Source organism: Alteromonas portus, from assembly GCF_005117025.1.
In the GTDB taxonomy this organism is placed as follows: Bacteria; Pseudomonadota; Gammaproteobacteria; order Enterobacterales; family Alteromonadaceae; genus Alteromonas; species Alteromonas portus.
In genome coordinates, this window is the sequence record NZ_SWCO01000001.1 from 416,505 (window position 1) to 434,077 (window position 17,573).

At 43.2% G+C, this 17,573-nt stretch carries 17 protein-coding genes; 7 read left to right on the plus strand and 10 right to left on the minus strand.

Annotated elements, in window-relative coordinates; translation table 11 throughout:
- Nucleotide 1: 1 nt before the first annotated feature.
- From E5672_RS01720 to E5672_RS01730, 3 genes are read left to right on the plus strand one after another with little or no spacing between them, the layout of a single operon-like run.
- The gene (locus E5672_RS01720) at nt 2-493 is read left to right on the plus strand and encodes a cytochrome c-type biogenesis protein (RefSeq protein WP_136780647.1); all 492 of its coding nucleotides are present in this window, start codon (nt 2-4) and stop codon (nt 491-493) included.
- Nucleotides 490-1,821 carry a c-type cytochrome biogenesis protein CcmI gene (ccmI, locus tag E5672_RS01725; protein ID WP_136780648.1) on the plus strand — a complete coding sequence of 444 codons (1,332 nt, stop codon included), beginning with the start codon at nt 490-492 and terminating at the stop codon, nt 1,819-1,821. Before E5672_RS01720 ends, ccmI begins: the two co-directional genes overlap by 4 nt.
- A 2-nt stretch (nt 1,822-1,823) precedes the next feature.
- A complete protein-coding gene (locus tag E5672_RS01730) occupies nt 1,824-2,768 on the plus strand; it encodes an MlaA family lipoprotein (protein ID WP_136780649.1) in 945 nt (314 codons plus the stop codon).
- Nucleotides 2,769-2,952: 184 nt separating this feature from the next.
- Here the strand turns inward: E5672_RS01730 and galE are convergent, their stop codons facing one another.
- The 8 genes from galE to E5672_RS01770 all read right to left on the minus strand — a co-directional run bounded on the left by galE (nt 2,953) and on the right by E5672_RS01770 (nt 10,927).
- Nucleotides 2,953-3,975, minus strand: a complete 1,023-nt coding sequence (galE, locus tag E5672_RS01735) for a UDP-glucose 4-epimerase GalE (protein WP_136780650.1) — start codon at nt 3,973-3,975, stop codon at nt 2,953-2,955.
- Complete coding sequence (locus E5672_RS01740; RefSeq protein ID WP_014978531.1) at nt 3,972-4,274, minus strand: DUF6170 family protein; 303 nt, start codon at nt 4,272-4,274, stop codon at nt 3,972-3,974. The genes galE and E5672_RS01740 overlap by 4 nt, the downstream gene beginning before the upstream one ends.
- A 99-nt stretch (nt 4,275-4,373) precedes the next feature.
- Entirely contained in the window at nt 4,374-5,894 is a 1,521-nt protein-coding gene (locus E5672_RS01745; protein ID WP_136780651.1) for a peptide MFS transporter, read from the minus strand.
- Nucleotides 5,895-6,110: 216 nt separating this feature from the next.
- Nucleotides 6,111-7,229, minus strand: a complete 1,119-nt coding sequence (locus E5672_RS01750; RefSeq protein ID WP_014948524.1) for a KpsE/RkpR family capsule polysaccharide export protein — start codon at nt 7,227-7,229, stop codon at nt 6,111-6,113.
- 12 nt (nt 7,230-7,241) lie between these two features.
- Nucleotides 7,242-7,916 (minus strand): ABC transporter ATP-binding protein, encoded by a 675-nt coding sequence (locus tag E5672_RS01755; protein ID WP_131135918.1) that lies wholly within the window; start codon nt 7,914-7,916, stop codon nt 7,242-7,244.
- The gene (locus tag E5672_RS01760; RefSeq protein WP_136780652.1) at nt 7,913-8,692 is read right to left on the minus strand and encodes an ABC transporter permease; all 780 of its coding nucleotides are present in this window, start codon (nt 8,690-8,692) and stop codon (nt 7,913-7,915) included. Before E5672_RS01760 ends, E5672_RS01755 begins: the two co-directional genes overlap by 4 nt.
- Nucleotides 8,693-8,694: 2 nt before the next feature.
- Nucleotides 8,695-10,524 (minus strand): polysaccharide biosynthesis/export family protein, encoded by a 1,830-nt coding sequence (locus E5672_RS01765; protein WP_136780653.1) that lies wholly within the window; start codon nt 10,522-10,524, stop codon nt 8,695-8,697.
- A 4-nt stretch (nt 10,525-10,528) separates the two neighbouring features.
- A complete protein-coding gene (locus E5672_RS01770) occupies nt 10,529-10,927 on the minus strand; it encodes a hypothetical protein (RefSeq protein WP_136780654.1) in 399 nt (132 codons plus the stop codon).
- A gap of 493 nt (nt 10,928-11,420) precedes the next feature.
- Here E5672_RS01770 and wecA point away from each other — a divergent pair, with 493 nt between their 5' ends.
- From wecA to galU, 4 genes are all read left to right on the plus strand, one after another.
- Nucleotides 11,421-12,482, plus strand: coding sequence for a UDP-N-acetylglucosamine--undecaprenyl-phosphate N-acetylglucosaminephosphotransferase (gene wecA / locus E5672_RS01775; RefSeq protein WP_136780655.1), 1,062 nt, complete (start codon nt 11,421-11,423; stop codon nt 12,480-12,482).
- A 114-nt stretch (nt 12,483-12,596) separates the two neighbouring features.
- Nucleotides 12,597-13,484, plus strand: a complete 888-nt coding sequence (locus E5672_RS01780) for a glycosyltransferase (protein ID WP_136780656.1) — start codon at nt 12,597-12,599, stop codon at nt 13,482-13,484.
- Nucleotides 13,481-14,365 (plus strand): glycosyltransferase family 2 protein, encoded by an 885-nt coding sequence (locus E5672_RS01785; protein WP_136780657.1) that lies wholly within the window; start codon nt 13,481-13,483, stop codon nt 14,363-14,365. Before E5672_RS01780 ends, E5672_RS01785 begins: the two co-directional genes overlap by 4 nt.
- Before the next feature lie 292 nt (nt 14,366-14,657).
- Nucleotides 14,658-15,551: a UTP--glucose-1-phosphate uridylyltransferase GalU gene (galU, locus tag E5672_RS01790; protein WP_136780658.1), complete on the plus strand. Its 894-nt coding sequence runs from the start codon at nt 14,658-14,660 to the stop codon at nt 15,549-15,551.
- 140 nt (nt 15,552-15,691) lie between these two features.
- On the opposite strand, the gene E5672_RS01795 is transcribed toward galU, so the two are convergent.
- Both E5672_RS01795 and E5672_RS01800 read right to left on the minus strand, forming a co-directional pair.
- The gene (locus E5672_RS01795; RefSeq protein WP_136780659.1) at nt 15,692-16,006 is read right to left on the minus strand and encodes a ComEA family DNA-binding protein; all 315 of its coding nucleotides are present in this window, start codon (nt 16,004-16,006) and stop codon (nt 15,692-15,694) included.
- A gap of 327 nt (nt 16,007-16,333) precedes the next feature.
- Nucleotides 16,334-17,341, minus strand: a complete 1,008-nt coding sequence (locus E5672_RS01800) for an isocitrate dehydrogenase (RefSeq protein WP_136780660.1) — start codon at nt 17,339-17,341, stop codon at nt 16,334-16,336.
- Nucleotides 17,342-17,573 lie beyond the last annotated feature (232 nt).

The following is a 17,573-nucleotide window of genomic DNA, read 5'->3' on the forward strand; positions in this document are numbered from 1 at the left end:
TATGTTATCGGACACTTCCTCCCACAGTCTCGCGTCCTTTAAAGCTATTGCGCTAAGCGTTTTTACGCTGTTGTTTGTGCTTAGCGCTTTTTCAGTAAGTGCGGCTGAAGATAAGTTTTCTTTCGACACACCAGCTCAGCGTGAAAGCTTTTTAAAGCTTACCGCCGAATTACGTTGCCCTATGTGTCAAAACCAGAATATTGCTGATAGCGACGCTATGATTGCCCATGACATGCGCCGAAAAGTGTACGCTTTATTAAAGCAAGGCAAAACAGAGCAAGAAGTGATTGATTTTATGAAGTCACGCTATGGCGATTTTGTACATTATCAACCGCCGGTTACGGCTGCGACCTTGTGGCTTTGGGCCGGTCCAGTCTTGTTTATTTTCATTGCACTGATTGTGGTGGTTCGCCGCAAATCGGTAGCACCACCAGAAGATATGGCCGCTAAGTTAGCTAAAGCAGATGAAATGTTGGGGCGAGAGAAAGAATGAGTTGGTCTGAGTTTTATATCATTGTTTCAGGCTTAATTACGCTTGTTCTATTAATTGTCGCTTTCCCATGGCTGCGTAATAAAAATCACGCAAAACAAGACAGTTTAAGCAATACGCAAATTGTTAAGCAGCGTCTTGCAGAGCTCGACCGTGAAGTGCAAGAAGGTTTGATCAGCGAACATGATAAGCGCCAAGCCGTTGATGAACTCAAGCTTGCACTGGTAGATGAAAGCGCGTTCCAATCTCATAAAACGGGTAATGCAAAACTTCCGCTCGCGATTGGCGCCGTGCTTGCGATAGCTTGTGGAGTGATTGTATATGCCGAGGTAAACCAAATGGGTCGTGTTACCCAGGCAAGCCAAGCCATTGAAGCGTTGCCCGAATTGAGTCAACAGCTTGCCAGTGGTAATGCGAACAACCTGACCCAACAAGACATTGCTAGCCTTGCTCTTGCTATACGCCAGCGTTTGAGAGAAGAGCCCGAAGATGACACGGGATGGATGTATTTTGGCAGACTAATGCTCAGTATTGGCCAAGAAGTACAGGCCATTGAAGCTATTGATAAAGCGGTGAGTTTGGCGCCATCAAACTCTGCTAATCGCATTACGCTTGCTCAAGCCTTAATGACCACAGGGGATGTAAACAACTTAGAACGTGCACAATCTATCTTATTGGGCTTGCTAAACGACAATCCAGCAAATGATAATCTTGCGTTGATGATGGCGGTGGTCTCTGCTCAGCTTGGCGATCTTGAAAATACCCAGCGTTTTTATAAGCAAGTTGAAGGTAAGTTGCCAGCTGATAGCGATATGGCGCAGCGATTAGTGGCGCGTATACAAGAGCTACAAGGGAATACCAGTGAAATGGCAGCGCTACAAAATACAGATGTTGAAATTACTGATACTTCAACGGCGCAAGATGCCAGTAGCGAAGCGAAAAATGCTAGTAGCGAAGCTCAAAGTGATAGCAGCGAAGCGCAAACCGGCTTTAATATTACGGTAAACTTATCTGACGACGCTTATACAAAAGCGCCTAAAGAGGGTTTCTTGATAGTGTTCGCTCAAGATGCGAACTCTGACAATAAAATGCCTGCTGCTGTGGTTAAATTGCCGATAGGTGACTTCCCCGTTTCCGTTACTCTAACCACAGAGAACGCAATGATGCCACAATTCACGTTGGCCACGCTTTCTGATGTGATGGTTACCGCAAGACTATCCAAAGATGGTAATGTGGCAGTTTCAAAAGGCGAATGGCAAGGTAGTGTGAGTGCAAGCGTTACTGCCAACGAAATATCTTCACTAAGCGTTATTATTAATAAGGAATTATAAGTATGGAACTGTCTAAATCACTCGCAACCGGGTTGATTATTGCCGCAAGTCTTTTAGGTGGCTGTGCGAGTAACCATACTCAAGATCAGGCTCAAGCGTATTCTCAAGACGCTGGGGCGAACCAGGCTGTAGTGGATACTTCAGACCCCCGTGACCCATTAGAGTCAGTTAACCGTGAAATCTGGGATTTTAACTGGGATGTGTTGGATGCCTATATCTTGCGCCCAATAACGGTTACCTACGTGACGGTAATGCCTCAGCCTGCGCGAACTGGTTTGGTGAACATCACGGACAACCTACAAGAGCCTGCGAACTTTTTAAATAATATGTTTCAAGGCAAGGTTGATGATGGCTTAGATAGCCTGGCTCGTTTTTTAATTAACACCACAGTAGGATTAGTTGGCACTTTTGATGTTGCGTCAAAAATTGGTATTGAGCGCAAGCGTGAGCAGTTTGGCGAGACACTGGCCGTGTGGGGTTTAGATACTGGGCCTTTCTTAATGTTGCCATTTTTAGGTCCAAGCGACCCGCGAAGCTTTACCGGTGACTATGTTGACGGTTTTGCTTTTCCTATGTCTTTGCTCGAAGGGTCAGTAAACTTAGCGCGTATCGGTATTTCGGTGCTTGAAACAAGAGCGCAATTACTTGATCAAGAAGCGCAGCTTGAGCAGTCGGTGGACGATTATGCGTTTGTTAAAAATGCTTATTTTGAGAATCTAGAATTTCGCGTTACAGACGGTAAAAGCGGCGATAAAGCAATTAATGATGAGCAGCTAGACGACTTTGCTGATTTTGAAGCAATGTTAGAAGGCAATGACTTTGATAGCTATGAAGAATCATCGGAAGAAGCAGTTGATGAGCCTACAGATTCAGAAGACACGTCAGCTGATGGTAGTGAGAAAGCTAAGCTAAAAGAAAAAGACGCCAAGTCGAAAGACGGAAAATAGAAAAAGAGTAATAAATAAAACGACGTTGGATAAAGTTTGGGGCAGGGTTTAGTTATTATTATCTAATCTCAACTTCAACGTCACTCTAGCTATAAATGCCCGTACAAAAAAAGCCATGCTCAACAGCATGGCTTTTTAGTTCTGCGAATTTGAACAGGCCTATCGGCAGCGTTCAAATGCAAAGCTAGTCCTTTGGATAGCCCATTGGGTTTTGTGACTGCCAATTCCATGTGTCTGCACACATGTCTTCTAAGCCTTTTTCTGCATGCCAGCTGAGCTCTGTAGCAGCTTTTGTGGGGTCGGCATAACAGGCTGCCACATCGCCGCTTCTACGCGGAGCAATTTTATAAGGCACGGTTTTACCCGAGCCTTTTTCGAAAGCTTTGATCATTTCAATAACTGAATAGCCCTGACCTGTACCCAGATTGTACTTGTCTAAGCCCATGTTAAGGTTTAAACGATCAAGTGCCTTTAAGTGACCGTTGGCTAGATCGACAACGTGGATGTAGTCGCGAACGCCTGTTCCATCAACGGTATCGTAGTCGTCACCAAACACGCTTAGTTGCTCCAGTTTACCGGTAGCTACCTGAGAAATATAAGGCATTAGGTTGTTCGGAATGCCATTAGGATCTTCACCGATTTGTCCAGACTTATGGGCGCCAACCGGATTGAAGTAGCGAAGCAATACAATGTTCCACTCTTTGTCTGATACGTAAAGATCGCTAAGCATATGTTCAACCATTAGCTTCGACATACCGTAAGGGTTAGTCGGTTGCCCTGTGGCCATATCTTCGCGTAGTGGTAGTGATGCAGGATCGCCGTAAACTGTAGCAGATGAGCTAAACACAATATTCTTTACGTTGTGCTTCTGCATAGCTTTACACAGCGTCAGCGTGCCGTACACGTTGTTTTCATAGTATGAAAGAGGCTTTTGCACCGACTCACCTACGGCTTTTAAACCGGCAAAGTGAATAACGGCATAAATGTTATGCTCGCTGAATATATCATCTAACACGGCGGTATCTCGAATGTCGCCCTGCACAAAAGTAACCGACTTGCCTGTTAACGCTTCTACACGACGAAGTGATTCCGCACTTGCGTTTGCAAGGTTATCCAGTACTACCACACCGTAGTTTTGTTCAAGTAACTGTAAAACTGTGTGACTACCTATATAGCCTGCACCACCAGTGACTAAGATGGTCTTCATGCATTCTCCTTGCTAGACGGTTGCGCAATGTATTTAGCGCAGATGGAATATTGAATAGGTTTTACAACCAATGGATAAACTAAAAATACCACAAAAGCCCACAGTAACGAGGTCCAATTTGACGCGGTTTGAAGAATAAATGCGAATACGGGGACAATGACGAGTAACTTTAGCACATTCAGTAAAGTCTTCTCTGGGACAGATAACCGTTTTGCGGCCTGATCTAGCAATTTAACCCGCTCTGTCAGTGGAAGACCTTTTAAGGCCGGAATGTCTCTGGTAGAAAAATAAAACTTCATAGGTTTATGAAAAGCCCTTAATAAAAAACCGCCGAAACGTTACGTTGCGGCGGTTATTGTAGGGTAATTGCTCAGCACTTAAAACATGCTAACAATAAATTACGCTTTTTCTTCAATACCCGCTTTTTCCCAGAAACGAGATTTAAAGCTCATTAAACCAATCACTATAGCAATGGCAATGCTAAATAGGGCAATTTGAAGATACAGGTCTGGCATTTGCTCTACGTTTTCAGGGTCGAAGTTACCTGAAAGCAAGCCAGCAATGATGTTACCGATAGAGTAGGTCAGTACGAATACCCCCATCATCTGCCCTGCGAAACGCTTAGGCGATAGCTTACTTACCGCACTTAGTGCAACAGGGCTTAGGCAAAGTTCACCAACAGTGTGTAAGAAGTAAGTAGTAACAAGCCACATAGGCGCAACTTTAAGGCCTTGTGCAGCGTACTGCGACGCCATAAACATTACCAAGAAGCCTGACGCCATAATTACGATACCAATGGCACACTTAATCGTGTACGACGGGTCAATCATTCGCTTAGCAAGGTTTATCCAAAGGGCAGCGAAGAAAGGCGACAAAATAATGATAAATAGCGAGTTTGAAAGCTGGAACCATACGGTTGGAATAGCATCCATTCCAAACCAAGAGGTTAGTAGCGAGGTGCTTTCAAGTACGCGGTCGGTATAGTTCTGTGCGAATAGGTTTAGTGAAGAACCAGCCTGTTCGAAGCCAGACCAGAAACACGCTGAAGCAACACACACTAAGAACAGCGCCCACATACGTTTCTTTTCGTTGTCGCTTAGTTGGCCTTTAAAGTAAATAAAGCCGAAATAAAGAAAGAAGATGGCAGTAAATACAACGGCAACTTGCTGAGCAAGGGCTACTGGCTCAATAACAATGGTGCCCATGTGCGCAAGCACAATTACTACAGCAGCAAGCGCAACCACTGCCCATACACCCATCCATGCTCGCTGCTTAGCGGCACCTTGATATGGGTTGGCAGGAGCAACAGAATCGGCTGATAGCGAACGGTTGCTGAAGTAATATTGAATTAGGCCGATTGCCATACCAATGGCAGCTGCACCAAATGCATAGTGCCAGCCCCAGTTTTCTTGTAAGTAACCGGTAACGAGGTACGCGATAAGTGAACCGATGTTAATGCCCATGTAATACAGAGCATAACCACTGTCACGACGGCCATCGTCGTCACCATATTGCTGGCCAACCATTGCTGAAATGTTAGGCTTAAGTAAGCCAGTACCTGAAGCAACAAGAATAAGGCCAACAAAGAAGAGGTTTTGCAGGTCTATGGCGAGTACCACGTGGCCTGCGAAGATGATAATACCGCCGTACCATACGGCGTTCTTACCACCAATTAGGCGGTCAGCCAACCAACCACCCGGTAGGCCTAGAAAATATACTGCACCTGTGTAAAGGCCGTAGATAGCGCCAGCGGTTGCAACAGTAAAACCCAACCCTTGAGTTTGTAAACTTGCCGTCATGAAAAGAACAAGTAGCGCGCGCATTCCGTAATAACTCATGCGCTCCCACATTTCTGTAAAGAATAGCGTTCTTAGGCCCCCTGGATGGCCGAAAAAGCTCGTATCGTTAGATGGTTTCATAATTATATTTTAATTCCATATTGCTTATGGTTGTTATTGTAGAGCACTTATAGGATAGGCTCTTTGATAGTAGTCCGTAAGGCGGATAGCTTCTTATACTAGAGCTTGCTTAAAGACACAAGATTTGGGCGACAAACTTCATTAAAGCGGTGTCAATTGACCAAGTCTTAATCGACTTAGCCAATTGACGGTATGGTTTACTTGAAAGGAGAAATACTAAAGTTCGCGGATGGTTGCCACTACAATTCTTACAATTCCGTATATCAGAAGCAATGAAACGCCGAAAAGAACAAGGTTGTAGATAACCGTAGGGTAAGCATTATCATCCGGAAGGGTAGGCGATTCTACGGTGACCAAATGTTGTAGTTTTTGGTACGCCTCTACACGTGCATTTTCTAGTGTGATAAGCGATGAAGAATACGCTTGAATAGCCAATTGAAGCTGTACCTGAAGGTTACTGTATTGCGCCATAAGTTCACTCACTGACAGGGCCTCACTTTCTCCTTCAGCAGTACTAATGCGCTCCTTCTGCTTTTCTACTTCTTTCTGTAGTGCAGCTATTTCACGCTTGATGTTTATCACTTCTGGTGCGACGTTAGACATCATGGTCGACATGGTGCTTAGCTCAGCTTTTTTCTGGGCAAGGGTTGCCTCTAATGAAAAAGCAATCTGTTGAAACGCTGCACCTTCAGCCGTAGGGTCGAGCACATTGTATTTAGATTGGAAGCCTAAAATTTCAGTCTTTGCTTGTTGCAGCTTTTGTTCAACAATCTCGTGTTCGCCCTTAGCAAAAGTAAGCTTAGACTTTGCTAAGTTATTGTTGATGTTATTAATAAACTCTTCCGCTTTATCAACAATAGCTTGGTTGATTATTTGGGCATATTCAGCGTCGAATGCACGGGTTCTCAAACTAATTACAGAAGACGCAGAGTCAACGCTAACTTCAATATGGTTGAGGTAAAACTGATAAAAGTCCTCTTGCTTATGTGAAGACGACAAACCGCTAAACATATCGGCTTTGTCTGACATGTAATGGTCTCGAAGGCCAATAGTTTCATCCAGATACTTAATCATATCGGCAGATTGAATATAAGCTTCTACAAGCTGACTTTCCGTGCCGCCTGATGCACCTGATACACCAGCTGCCATTAATAGAGATGAGGGGTCGAAGCTGCTGCCTCCATCGCTTGATTTTACAATAAGCTGGCTTTTACTTTCATATTGTGGCGCAGCCCATAAAACAAGGTATAGGGCGTAAAGCACCCATGGAAGAACAAGCAACAGCATTTTGTGTTTGCTGAGAAGGGCATTGAGCTGTGTAAGAGATTTTTCCACTGTGATTTGAACCTATTTAAGTGATTTCTTATTGTCTGCATCCTGCGTATAAACATCGATGCCTTCTTCGAGATCGTGATAGTAAGTAAGCTTGCCTTCATCAATGATTACGGCAGAAGTACAGAATTCGCGGATTTGGTCGAGTTCGTGACTAACCATAATAACGCCGGCCTGCTCACTTTTTTCTTTTAGCGACAAACGCGCTTTTTTTCTGAATAGCGGATCGCCTACTGAAGTTGCTTCATCGATTAGGTAAATATCGAAATTAATATTCATGCAGCACGCAAACACCAGTTTGGCGCGCATACCTGAGGAGTAAGTGCGCACGGGAAGATCGAAGCGTTTACCTAACTCGGCAAACTCTTGCACTTTTTCTTCGTACTCTGGGAGCGACTTGACGTTATTTATTCGGCCAACGAAACGCGTATTTTCACGCCCCGTCATTTGCGGGTGCACACCTGTTTGCAAAGCAACTGGCCAAGACATAGATTTGTTGGTTAAAACACGACCTCTGTCAGGGTATTCGCTTTTGGCTAGCATCCGAAATAGTGTGGACTTACCCGCCCCATTTTTACCTAAGATCGCGACATTATTTTCCGTAGGAAAATCAAAATTTAAATTTTTGAATATATATTGAGGACCCATTTTACTGGGGTAACTCTTTGTTAGATTCTCAATTCTTATCATCGTGACAACACCTTTTTCCACGTAATGTGGTACATCGCAAGGCTGAGAAACAAGAACGCAATAGTAATTTCAACGACAAAGCTGAATGAAACCCCTTTTGTACCGTAAGACTCGAAGCATGCATAGCGAGCGAGTTCATTGAAATGTACAAGCGGGTTCCACGTGAGATACGGCCAATACTCTTCGGGCAAGTCCTGAAGACTGAAAAATACGCACGAGATAAACATTAAAGGGCGAGTTAGCATTGATTTAATTTTATCTACTTCTGGTACAAATGCGGCAGCAATAGCAAAAATCATCCCAATGGATATCGAAAATACCCATAAAAGTAGAAATAATGATATCAAAAGCAATGGGTCGTTTACCGTGAAGGTCTCACCCATTAGATAAAGTGCGAGAGATAGTAATGCGACAACCACAACCTTCACTGAAAACTCGAGGAAGCCGGCGGTGAGTATTGCTGAAATAGGCTGAACCTGTCTGAACGCATAGAGCGGCTTATTTCTTCGCACAGATGTTGAGACTGACTGTAGGCATGTAGTCAAAGACTGCAGGCCGACCATTCCTATCATCATAAACAAAAATAGAGGAATAGAATGGATATCATCGCCACTGATCAGTCCGCGCAGGTATGACAGCGCGAAAATAAACGCAAAGGGCTCTAAAAATGCCCAGCCTAAGCCAAATTTATCGTTAAATTTACTTTGAAGCTCACGCAGGAAAAGCGCAAATATCACGCCTCTCCATGCGTAGAGCTGGTCTTTAAACGTTACCATGTTTAATTAGTAGCTACGTTGGCTGCAATAGCAATTTGATAAACAATTTGAGTAATGTCTTTAACTGCTTGCAGTAGCTTGGTATCAATCGCAGGCAGAACAATAATTTGATCCCCTGGCTCAAGCTTACTGTCATCGCTAGAAAGAAACGAGTCGTTTACACTTGAAAAAGTAACGTTACCGTTTTTGCGAACAATAAGTATACGCTCATCTTCTGCGCGCTCAGTAAAGCCGCCAGCCCAAGCTACGTAATCTTCAGTTGTTGCATCTGGGTTAAACACCACGGATTGAGGTAGCAGTACTTCACCACCTACATGGATCAAATCAGTTACTTCAGGAATGACAATGGTGTCGTTCGGTTCAAGCAAAATATTAGCTATGTCGCCATTTTCAGATACAACAACACGGCCTTGAGGTTCAATTTGGCGTGCACGGGCGATAAAGTCTGCGACAAGCTGCGCCTCTTGTGCACGAATTGCCCCTTCACCTGTTGAGCTTATTGGGGCGGTATACATGCTTCTTTCAAGACGCTGTAAACCCTCTTCAATAATTTCCTTTTGCTTTATAGCAACACTTTCTCTTAGTAAATAAATGTTTTGGGTATCAGAAAGTGTGGTGTCTGCTTCAATATGATCAAGCACGTCAAGCAAGCGCGCACCTTTATCGACCATAATTTGAGATGCACCAGCAAAAGCGCCAGCAACATTTATTCGGTATATCTGAGGTTCGTGGTCTGCGATGTACTCTACGGTGTCGCCCGCACTTAGTTCTAAAGACGCGAACTCTTTCAAATCTAAGTAACGTGCGAACTGTTTATTATTGCGAACACCTGATACGGAGGCATGAGAAGCGAATTCACCGGGACGCGCAAAGTAGTTAACCACACCACCGTTAAGTTCTTCATTTAAAAATTCAAAGGTAAAGCTATTACGGGCTCCGGTTTCAACAACGATAGTGTTGCCAATTGGGTGCACTAAAATAGTGTCGCCGTCTTTAAAAGATACCTCTGGAAGCTTTCCGCTTCTGAAAAAGGCATACAAGTCTGCGGTTGCTACAATTTTACCGTTGCGAACGACATCTATTTGCCTAAAACTGCCGCGCTGGAAGTCGATGCCGCCTGCACGTTTTAGATAATAAAGCACGCTATCTGAAGCAAGGCCAGCGTATTGTCCTGGACGCAATACGGGACCTGACACATAAATAGACACTGGCGTCGATGTAAGAAGGTTCACGTAAACATTCACATCATTTGTGTAGACTTGCCTAATTTTTGTCGTAACCGTCTGGTTTACACTGCCAGCCGGTGTATTCGCAACGCGGATAGGGCCGATATTAGGAATAAAAATATTGCCTTGATTGTCAACGGTTACTACGTCTGAAAAATTTACCGCTCCCCAAAGCCAAATATTTATTTTGTCGCCAGGAGCAACTAAGTAGTTGTCATTTAAGCCCGAACTACGTTCTGATTCAAAACCACCAATAAATAAATTGGCTGCAAACGGAGGGTTTTCCATAGGCGCTTGCGCTGGAAAAACGGTATCAATGGTAGGCTCGCCCGGGAGGTTAACACCATTTCTTGGTTGGGTTGAAAATTGGCCCATTGCATTTGCAGAGCTTGATGCACCAGGTAAAGTTCGCTGAGTTGATAGGCTCAACGGAGATACAGACTGCGCCGAAGTGCCGCTTTGAGATTGCTGAGCTCTTTCTCTGAGCTGCTGTAATTGCTCCATGCTTTGTGCGAAAACCGGCTGTAGCAGCATGCTGCCAATAACTGCGGTACACGCTGCTAATGACAGCGCTTTTAACGTTTTTTTCATGTCCATAAACTTCATTTACTTATTCACCTTGCGCAGTTGTGGAAACAACAAGCGGGGAAACTACTCTCCATTGACCATCTCGTTGGCAAGTGGTTACTTTGCGCTGCACTTTAGCGAGAGTGACGTCACCGTCTTGTAAAGAAAAACGGATACATTTATTGCCAGTCGCAGAAATATAGTGTTTTGATGCTTCGTAATTGTAACCATCGAAACGTATCGTAAAAGGTTCCTTTGTATCAAAATAAACATTGGCTTTTGGAATGTTTATTGCAAGCTCTTTGTCCGGCGTTAAGGAGTATGCAAGAGATGAGTGCACTAGGGGTATGTCAGCTTTAGTAACTGTAGGTGAATTTGTGCACCCGGCTGCTCCCACTACTAGTGCGAACGGCAAAATTAGACGTGTGAATTGTTTGAACATTAGCTTTCATATCCATATAGCAATTTCGCGCTAGGATAACATAAGTTTAAAAAAAAGCATGTTTGCTATCGCACTAGCACTAGGGTCTAAGACTTCAAAAGGACCGTTTTTTTATTAGCAAGTTCAAAAGTGCTGATAAATTTAATTGTTTGCCGGAATAAAGGCATGTGTCGTTCGTTTAAGTTTAACAACAATGAATGTCAGATGCTAAAGCAGCGCTATTGGTTGAGATATCTTTTAATCGCATTTTAAGAAACGTTTTGAAACGTTATTTTTTGGATTGGGGTGGTTACTTAAACAAATGTCTTATATCATATGGTGGTTTTCTGCCCGCACAGTTATATATAACAAAAAGCCCTCACCGCGTTGGAAGAAATGGAAGTTGTAAAAAAATGGAATCGACATTGAGTTTTATAAACAAATTTGAAAGTCTATTGGTTATGCTCGAAAGTCCAAATGTTTCGCATGCCGATGACGAGAGGTTGTGTGTTTTATGTTAGCGTACTTGCAGTTCGTCCCGCTATTCACTGCATTTTTCGTAGCCCTAATCCTTTTAGTGGTGATGACGCCTTTAGCCCATCAGTTCGGTTTAGTTGACCAACCTACTGCACGCAAACGCCATGCAGGAATAGTTCCTCTGACGGGAGGCGTGGCTATATTCATGGCCGTACTTGTGGCTAGTGTTGCTACTGATGTTTGGATGAAAAATGACCCTCTTTTCTTTACCGCATCTGCATTTGTCGTTTTACTAGGTATGCTTGACGACCGCTTCGATTTGAGCGCAAAAGGCCGTTTAATGTGTCAATTTGGCGTAGCTGCAATCATGGCTTGGAGCGCGCAAAACTACATCACTTCGTTGGGTAACATTTTTGGTACCGGTGAGGTGCTGCTCGACCTAGGCGGGTATTTCTTTACCATAATTTGTGTTGTGGGCGTTATTAACGCATTCAATATGATTGACGGTATTGATGGACTAGCTGGGGGAATGAGTCTGGTCATATTGCTAACTGTGGCAGGTTTTTTGATTTTTACCGGTAATGGCGCATCAATTATGGAGCCGCTTATTATTGTTGCCGCAATTGTTCCTTTCTTGGCGTTTAATTTGAGTTGGAAAGGATTCAAAGGCAATAAAATATTCATGGGTGACGCGGGTAGCATGTTTGTGGGTCTAACCATAGTTTGGCTGCTTGTTGATCATACCCAGGGTGACACTGCTGCGTTCAGGCCTATAACGGCGGTGTGGTTGGTAGGGTTGCCACTAATGGATATGGCAGCAATTATGTATCGCCGTGCTCGTAAAGGTCAGTCAATGCTAAAACCGGACAGACAGCACCTTCACAATATATTTATGCGAGCGGGATTGAGCAGCAGAAAGTCATTGGTGGCGATACTGTGCCTAGGGGCGTGTTATTGCCTAATTGGTATTTTGGGAGAAGTTTATAAAGTGCCAGAAGCAGCCATGTTCTATGGCTTTATTGGACTATTAATTGTTTACAGTCTCGTGATTCAGCATATATGGAGTGTTCTTCGTTTTATTAAGCGATTCACGTCGTAGATTCCCAGAAAGCCATAGCAGATTGCGTGAAATATCTGTAACATATCTTATTAAATAAAAGCGCATGATAGCGCTTTTATTTTCTCTGTTTCTCTTAGGCTGGTAAACGTATCCTTGATAAATCAATTCTCTATTCTTCACAACGACTATAAAAAAAAGCATGTTGAATCGATTGTCGCAATGGCGGTTTATCAGGCAGACAATGCTAAGTGGCTCGAAGAGTCTATTGAGAGTATAACCAGCCAAAGTTATACCGACTTCCTTTTTATTGTAGTTATTGATGGGCCTGTACCAGATTCAATAACCCAAGTGCTTAACGCTGCAACCAAAAGTGATGATAGGATTGTTCTAGCGCAAAATAGTCACAATATCGGACTTGCAAGCAGTATGAATTCAGCCATCGATTTCGGTTTAGCGTTTGAACCGTCTTTTTTTGTTAGGATGGACGCTGACGATATCTCTGAACAGCACCGCCTTTTGCGTCAAATCACTTACCTTAAAAAGCACAGCAACATTTCCGTATTAGGCTCAGCGCTCACTGAAATAAACGAAAGTGGTATGAAAGTAGGCGCCCGCGTAATGCCTTCGTCACACAGGCAAATCACACGAATATTACCAAGGCGTTGCTCGCTTAATCATCCTACCGTGGTTATTCGATACAATGTGTTTCACGATGGCCACAGATACGACGGCGACTTACTTAACACTCAAGATTATTTTTTCTGGATTACGCTTGCTTCAAAGGGGTATATTTTCAGAAACCTGAAAGACCGGTTGTTAAAGTTTAGAAGAGTGAACAATTTCTATAAGCGCCGCGGTTTAAGCAAGTCACTAAACGAGTTCAAAGCACGGATATACGCAATAACCAAGCTAAAGCAGTACTCACCTTATAATTTTTTGTATGCTTGCGGTGTATTGTCACTTCGCCTAATGCCAGGCAAAGTGGTTAAGCTTGCCTACAAACTCGACCGTCATTTGTTAGAGAGGTTTGGTAAGCATTGAAAACAGGAGTTGTCGTCATACTCTATAATCCTGATTTCAGTCACGTTACTGAAATTAAGAGGGCCTTTAGTACGGCTGAGTGGGATTTAGTTTTCGTTGATAATACTGTTAATGCCAATGCCAATGCCGATGAGCGTTTTATTGCATCCGATTGCACCTATATTCATTGTGGGACCAACGTGGGTATTGCTAAGGCCCAAAACATTGGCTTAAAAAAGCTTTTTGACAAAGGTGTTGAATACGCCTTTTTACTTGACCAAGATAGTCTATTTACGCCCACCATAGCCGCTGAATTATTACAGCAATTCAAAACCTTAGAAAAAACCTCTTCAATTGCTGCCATAGGCCCATCTATTTACTGCCAATTTTCGGATTGTGTCGACCAAGGTGTTTTACAGAAAGGCAAAAAAGTCTCTGATAGTTTAAAAGAAGTAAAACAAATTATAGCGTCAGGCATGCTCCTCTCTCGCCGTGCATTTCAGCGCGTGGGAGAAAAGGAAAATGGACTGTTTATTGATGGTGTGGATCACGAATGGTGCTGGCGTGCGCGAGCCAAGGGTATGACTATTTACCAGTCACTCAGCGCTTGTATGCCTCACCGACAAGGTGACGACAGGGTTAAGGTGTTGGGGATAACATTCAAGCAAGGTGCTCCAATAAGACTATATTATCAGTTTCGCAATGTTCTGATCCTCGCACGGCGTGGTTACGTTCCGCTTTATTGGAAGCTTCGTCATGTTTGTGCAATACCTGTGCGGTATATTGTCAATCGACTTTGTTTTAGTCAGGGAAAGGAAAGAGGCCTTTACATGCGCGCAGGGCTTAAAGATGGCCTAAAGCATTTCAGCGGCCCTATTCGATCTGATAAAGACGTTAAATAGTGTTGGTATTTAGTAACGTATTGTAATTAGCGTGCACACAAAGTGAAAAATTTACGCCTTACACTTTCACTAATTTGGTGCATTAGATATTATTTGTCCCAATTTTTGTGCGTTTAATAGTGATAAAAAGCTGAAATGCCCATTTTCAAGACATTAATGCTCTAAAAAGGTAATTGGAACATCGATTGCATTACTCTTGCTAACAGCATCGAATATAATCAGCTCAAGGATGAATTGACGACGAGATGTCGACTTGAGCGTGTAATTAGAATTTTAAGAAGGATATTAACTAATGAGTCAGGTTAAAAAAGCGGTAATCCCTGTAGCAGGCCTAGGGACCAGAATGCTACCAGCAACAAAAGCTATCCCTAAAGAAATGCTACCAGTGGTTGATAAACCGCTAATTCAATATGTGGTAAGCGAGTGTGTTGCAGCTGGTCTTAAGGAAATTATTCTAGTTACGCACGCTAGTAAGAATAGTATCGAAAACCACTTTGATACTTCATTCGAGCTTGAAGCAACGTTAGAAAAGCGTGTTAAGCGCCAGCTTTTAGAAGAAGTTCAGTCAATTTGTCCTAAAGACGTTACTATTATGCACATTCGTCAGGGTGTTGCTAACGGGTTAGGTCACGCTGTGTTGTGTGCTCGTCCGCTAATTGGCGATGCGCCATTTGCTGTGGTTCTTCCTGATGTAATTATTGACGATGTTGCAAGTAATCCTAAGAAAGATAACCTGGCTGACATGGTTGCGAAATTCAATACAAGCCGTGTAAGCCAAGTTATGGTTGAGCAAGTGCCTGATGAAGATATTTCTAAATTTGGTATTGCTGATCTTGATGGAGCAGCTATTGCTCCTGGCGACTCGGCAAAAATTCATGCAATGGTAGAAAAGCCACCTCGTGATGAAGCGCCATCTGATTTAGCTGTAGTAGGCCGTTATGTGCTTTCTGAAAAAATTTGGGACCTTCTAGAGTTCACGCCACCAGGTGCAGGTGGTGAGGTTCAACTTACTGATGCCATTGATGCATTGATGAAGCTTGAACAAGTTGACGCTTACTACATGAAGGGGAAGAGCCATGATTGTGGAAGTAAACTAGGCTATATGAAGGCGAATGTAGAATACGCATTACGCCACCCTTCTTTAGGTGACGAGTTTAAAGAATATTTAGCTTCTGTTGTTAAATAAATATCGTATTTAGCTAACCTTGCTACGATAAAAAAATGCGCCTGTTACTGGCGCATTTTTTGTTTATGTAAATAACTTAAATGTCACTATCCAAATTAGCTACACTCGCCCTAAAGACGAAAAGCTAAGTTGTAATGCGGTTATTTAACACTCACATAGCGTTCTATTTTACTCAGCATTTTTTCGCCAATGCCTTTTACTTGGGTTAGTTGAGCGACTTCAAGAAACGGACCCACTTCTTCGCGGTATTTAACAATAGCTTTAGCTTTAGATTGACCAACACCGGGCAATGAAATCAATTGTTCTACCGTGGCAGAGTTTAAATCAATACGTTGCTGAATATGTGTTGTCTCGCTACCTTGCATACTCTCACTGTTTTCTGCGTTAGCAGAAACAGTGGGCACGTTAATAGCTAAAGCCGATAGCACGAGTAAGCCAGAGATTAATTTTTTCATCATCTTTCCTTGTATGTGTAGCTAAACACGCAATCAATGCTGATAGCACTGTGATTTAGCTTATTGTTTTTGAATTGGTGCACCTGAAGACACTGAACTCTCAAAACTATCCAGAATTACCTCACGGTATTGGTGAGATTTTCTCGGCTAGGTTGTGTGTGACAAAATTCAGCACACTCCAGCGTGAACATGAAAGATAATAAACGTGAGCTAATAAAACGGTAGTCCAGTTTTAGTACAGTTTTTAACATGGACTTTAGGGAGTGGGGCACAAAAAAACGGGCTAATAAGCCCGTTTTAAATTAGTACTTGCAGTAAAGAAAGTGTTTATAGGCGGTCAAGAAGCGCTTGTGTGAACTCGGTTGTACCTGCTTCACCACCAAGGTCGCGGGTAGTGCGATCGCCAGACTCGATAACGTCTTTCAGTGCGGCACGAATTTTCTCTGCTTTATCACCCATGTTTAGGTACTCAAGCATTTGCGCAGCAGCAAGAATAACTGATGTTGGGTTCGCTAAGTTTTTACCAGCGATGTCTGGTGCGCTGCCGTGAACGGCTTCAAAAATCGCACAATCTTCACCAATGTTTGCACCTGGTGCCATACCAAGACCACCAACAAGACCCGCACATAGGTCAGATAAGATGTCACCAAAAAGGTTAGTCGTTACAATAACGTCAAACTGGTGCGGATTCATAACAAGCTGCATACAGCAGTTATCAACAATCATTTCCGTTGATTCGATATCAGGGTAACGTTCACCAACTTCACGCGCAACTTTTAGGAATAAACCTGAAGTCGACTTAAGAATGTTAGCTTTATGAACCGCAGTCACTTTCTTACGGCCTTCGCGACGGGCAAGTTCGTAAGCAAACGTTACGATTTTTTCAGCGCCATCACGGGTGATCTTACTCATCGCTTCGGCTTCATTACCGTCTTCAGACACAACCTGTCCAAGACCTGAGTACATACCCTGTGTATTTTCGCGAACGGTAATGATATCGATATCTTCGTAACGTGCTTTGGTACCTTTAAAAGACATTACTGGACGAAGGTTAGCATACAGCTTGAACTGCTTGCGAAGACTAACGTTAATAGAAGTAAAGCCTTCACCAACGGGTGTGGTTAGTGGGCCTTTAAGCGCAACCTTGTTTTTTGCGATCAGGTCCAATGTTTCTTGAGGTAGAAGCTCGCCATGTTCTTCCAGTGCAACTAAGCCAGCATCGGCATAGTCATAGGCAAAGTCACAGCCAACCTTATCTAGAATTTTTGTGGTTGCATCGATAATGTCCGGGCCAATGCCGTCACCGCGAATGACTGTAATACGTTGCTGAGTCATGTGGAGGGATCCTCTGGTAATTCTGTTGTCAAAATCGTTAGGTTTATTCATTTATAGTTTGGCGCGCGAAGTGCCAAATTCTGCATGCTTATTATAATGGAAATGTAGGGAAAAAAGATAAAGCTCTGCAAAAGTCTCAGTATTTTATACGATAGCCGGCACAAGTTATAGCCATTCGTAAAGATTAATTGAAGAGGGAAGGCGATAAATTCTGATATCTGAAGCAATATAA